The 4,554-nt window shown below is 38.3% G+C and carries 3 protein-coding genes; all 3 read left to right on the top strand.

The genetic code is table 11. The features are described from left to right. The coding region (locus SKM54_RS12310; protein WP_321095499.1) for a hemagglutinin repeat-containing protein at positions 1–3,571 on the top strand (3,571 nt) is incomplete at its 5' end. Next, the gene (locus tag SKM54_RS12305) at positions 3,571–3,954 is read left to right on the top strand and encodes a hypothetical protein (protein ID WP_321090428.1); all 384 of its coding nucleotides are present in this window, start codon (positions 3,571–3,573) and stop codon (positions 3,952–3,954) included. The genes SKM54_RS12310 and SKM54_RS12305, both read left to right, overlap by 1 nt. Positions 3,955–3,972: 18 nt before the next feature. Further along, a complete protein-coding gene (locus SKM54_RS12300; RefSeq protein WP_321090427.1) occupies positions 3,973–4,329 on the top strand; it encodes a DUF6984 family protein in 357 nt (118 codons plus the stop codon). The last annotated feature ends 225 nt before the right edge of the window (positions 4,330–4,554 follow it).

Raw genomic sequence — 4,554 nt, 5'->3', positions numbered from 1 at the left:
CGACATTAACAACATCACCACCACGATTAAAACTGAAAACAAAGATGGGTTAAGTGAATTTACCGCTGAAAACATTGGTCGTGTGGCGGGACTATATGTACAAGATGTAGATGGAACGCTTACTGCACAAGCGAAGAATAATATTAATTTGACTGCATCAGACATACAGAGCCAAGGTAGTGCTTCAGTTAAAGCAGGGCAAGATCTGAATCTTTCTGCCGTGAATGTAAGTCGAAGTGACTTAAGCTCTGCGGGAGGAAAAGACCAAATTTTAAATGCTTCAAGTCGCGATGTTGGAACCCAAATTCAAGCAAAAGGTGATATTCAACTACAGAGTGGTGCGAATACCCAAATTAAAGCTGCGACATTGAACAGTGAAACTGGCAATGTAGTTATTGATGCTGGTCAAAATGTTTTAATTGAGAATGGACGTGATGAACGTACTTCCAAACTTGCAGCACAAGAAAAAGGTGGTTTCTCTAAAACGGAGAAACAAATTCAATCGAATACAAGTCAGTCTTTAGCAACAAATATTCAAGCAGGCGGTAATGTCCTCATTAATAGCCAGCAAGGAGATATACAAGCGACACATTTGATTGCTGAAGCGCAAGAGTCTATTCAGATTTCAGCAAATAAAGGCAATGTGAAACTTCTGTCTGATATTGATACTGATATGAAGAGTAAAGTATCTGAGAAGAAAAATGCAGTGCAATTTAAAAATCGTCAATCGGGCTATATTAATGAAGAAGTTGCACAAACTCAGCTTAAAGCTGGCAAAAATGTTGATATTAATGCAGGCAAAAATATCGAGTTGCAGGCCAATGATATACAGGCCAAAGACAATATTTATATCGGTAATACCCAATTTGAACGCCAAGCAGATGGCAGCTTAACATCAAAAGATGGCAATGCTTTGCCTGAAAATGTAAGTCTGACAACACTAGAAACCAATGACCAACAATGGGATGAAACACAAAAAGGCTATCGCGGTATTGCTAAGGACTTAATGAAAGCGACAGCGATTGGTTTAGCTGGAATTGAAGGTTTAGCACCGGGATTAAAAGCACCGAAGATCACGATTGGCGAATCATCAAGTACACGGACAGAACAAAGAACACAAACAGGAACCGACCTCAGTGGCAACAATGTTTATGTGGGCTCAGCAGGACAAACTACGCTGACTAGTAGCAATATCGATGCAGAAAACACGGTACTTGCTGGACAAAAAGTCACGCTAGATGCGGCAGAAGAACAACAAAAGACAGTGAGTTCAAGCAGCAAAGAAACCGTGCAAGGGCTTGGAGCAAAACTCAACAAAGACAGCATTCGCGTGGGTGGCTTTGTACTTGAAGACACAGAACATGAAACCACGACCACGGCAACGACGCATAAATCGGGCAATATCAATACAAATAACTTGACGATTCAAGGCACAGAAGGCGTTGATATTTTAGGGCAAAACATTACTGCATCTGGCGATACAGTGATTGATCATGGTCGAGGAAATTTAAATATCGGTGGTTATGAAAATAAAACCACGACCACAGAAAAAACACACACTGAAACGGTGAGTACTGAAGTGGGTATTCGAAATGCTTATGTCGATGCAGTACTTGCTGTAGCTGCTGTTGCAGATGCAACTAAAGCATTATCGAAAGCAAAGGATGACTATAGTCAAGCACAGCGGGACTATGCATCAGGTAAAATTACTAAAGAAGCTTTAGATGACAGTAAAGCCAATATTGCAATGGCAACGGCTAATGTTGCAAGTGCTCAAATTGCAGTTGGAGCTGCTATGGCAGCAGCGGCAGCAAGCAGCGCAACCTATGGCTTTACCATTGGAGCCAATGGAGAGCGCATTGAAACAACATCTACAACCAATACCGAACAAAGCCAATGGCAAGGTAGTCATTTAGACTTAAATAACCTTCAATTTAAATCAGAAGGCCAAGATGTCAATATTCAAGGCAGTCGTGTAAATGCATCAGGGATGACGGTATTTGATGGAACTAAAGACCTCAATGTGACCGCAGGTGTAGAACGCACAAAACAAGACAGTAGTAGTAAAACTAATAGCCAAAGTGTGAGCTATACCTATGGTGGCGGTGGTAGTGCATCGATTGGAAAACAAACGAGCAAATCACAAAGTGAAAGTCTGACTCATGTGAACAGTGACGTTACTTTGAATCGCACCGAAGGAGCGATTGACCAACTTAATATCAAAGGTGGAACGGTCAGCATTGCTGATCGTGGTGATTTGCAAGTCAATGGAATCCATGTTGAAAGCCTACAAGATACAGCATCGAGCAGTAATAGCAGCAAAGGTGGCTCTATTGGTGGCGGCTATGGTGGTGATTCAAAAAATATCACGGCAAGCTATAACCAAGGCAAAGGCAACAGCGACAGTGCTTGGGTGAATGACACTAGTAAGCTCTTAATTGGTGATGCACAAAACGATGCAGACCTTGATGCGATGGGCGTGAAGAAAGTCACTAATGTGGGTGGTGTGATTGCCAATGCAACGGAAAATGCAGATGGTACATTGACCGATCATGGCAAACTGAATTACTCAGGCGAGCTTGAACTGAAAGATATTGAAGATCACAACTACAACAGTAGCAGTGGTTTTAATGTATCGACAAGTATTGGTATTGCACAAAAAGGTACACCTGAAGCCTCAACAGCACCAAAAGGCTCAACGACGATTGGATTAAATAGTAGTGGGCAAGAAACAGAACAATTGACCAAGGCGACGATGGGTCAAGGTACTGTAAAAAATGCAACGGATAGCACGAATCGAGACATTAACAATACGCAAGAGATTACCCGAGACCAAACGACAGGTATGTTAGATGGTTCCGTGACGGTAGATCATCGATTACTGACAGAAGATGGGCGTGCCGAAATTGTTCAAGATCATAAGGATATTGCTAATGCTGTTACAGATACCGTTGCAGTTGTTAAAGGAATAATCGAGTCGCGAGATTTTATTAAAAATTATGAATCATCTACTCAAAATATGACGATAGATGAAAAGAATACGTTGGATAAATTGCTTCAGAGTTTTCGAGTAGAATCGAACAATAATATTGAGACAGTGGTTCAAGTTTATCCTATAGGAGTAGCAGTTGCTGAAGCCACGGCTGGAGCAGTAGCAGCTTGTGCTAGAACACCAGCGTGTGTAAGTGCAGTTGTTAACTTATTTGGAGCTGTTACCGCTGAGAAAATTTTAAATTCTGGCGAAGAAAAGAAAGAGACACATCCTAAAGGTATACCTTCAACTTCGGGTAATTCGGCTACGGGCATGCCGCCTAATGGGGATGATGATAAAAGTCAGAATGATATAGGTAAACAGTCTAAAAAAATGAATGATAAACAGATAGCTGAGTTGGTGGGTAACCCTAGATGGCACCAAACAAATTTGAAATCAAAAATTATAAATGCTTATCGTAAAGAATTAAAAGGTTCTAAAAATTTTGATTTTTATAAAGATCCGAAATCAGGTAACGTTTATATTAAAGGTAATCAATCGAAAGAGATGATTAGAATTAATTTGGAGAAATTTTTGTAATGTATTTACGGCTTACATTTAATATTTTTGGTGAAAATTTTAATGCAGAGTATTGTAAGAATGTCTTGCATCTATCTGAATTAAAATCTATTTTTGATTCAAATTATCCACAAAATTTATCATTTGTTCATTTAAATGAGTTTTCAAAAGAATATTGGGATGAACAATATGAGGAGAGTTATTATGTTTTTATAAAAAATAATATTGATGTTTTAAAAGATTATGGTGCGAATGAATTTGATATTTTTATTGAAGTATATAAACAAGAGTCAGAACAATGTAATTTTCAAATATTAAATCAAAAATTTTTAAAGCTTGTAGGAGATCATGAAATTTCTTTACCTATAAGTATATATACAGTTTTTGAAAATGATGAACTTTAAGAAAAAGACTCCCTTAATATGCGGAAATTACTAGATAATGAAAAAGAATTGATATCTCAAATTTTGTCTAAAAGTAAAATTGAATTCAAAATATGTACAGATATTTCAGAGATGTATGTAGTTGATTTGGATGATGGTGGCATGGGGTCAATAGAATTTTGTAATGGACAAGGGAGTAGAGATTTTGGCACTGCTATTTTAAATGCTATAGCCTATGATGTTGATAATAGGAAAGTAATGATAGAAATTTCTATTGATTCAGAAGGTTACCTATATCAATTAGACGCATTTACTGAGGATTATTTGCCTTTAAAAGCAAGCTTGGGTACAAGTTTAAAAATAACGGATTTCTCTAGTCCACCTATTTATGAATAACCCGAATGGCTTTGTTGCACAAAGATTTGAAAGGCTGAGCCTCCTCACTTGGGAGATTCTAGGCAGCTAAATTTGGTCAAGAGCAACTTGATATTGATAAGACATCTAATATTGTCATCGATGCTGTCACTCAAATGGGGCAAATTAAGCAGAAAGTAGATCAACGAATTGCGGATAGTAATATTAATCCTGAGCATGTTGGGCTTGCTTTAAGCTTAGTGTTAG

It is taken from the genome of Acinetobacter faecalis (assembly GCF_034187745.1).
GTDB lineage: Bacteria > Pseudomonadota > Gammaproteobacteria > Pseudomonadales > Moraxellaceae > Acinetobacter > Acinetobacter faecalis.
Note: the sequence above shows the minus strand (reverse complement) of the source record. Positions and strands in the feature narration are given on the sequence as shown.

What these genes read in the sequence shown, in the direction of transcription:
- SKM54_RS12305 (WP_321090428.1), top strand. Translation starts at nt 3,571, where the DNA reads ATGTATTTACGGCTTACATTTAATATTTTTGGTGAAAATTTTAATGCA.
- SKM54_RS12300 (WP_321090427.1), top strand. Translation starts at nt 3,973, where the DNA reads ATGCGGAAATTACTAGATAATGAAAAAGAATTGATATCTCAAATTTTG.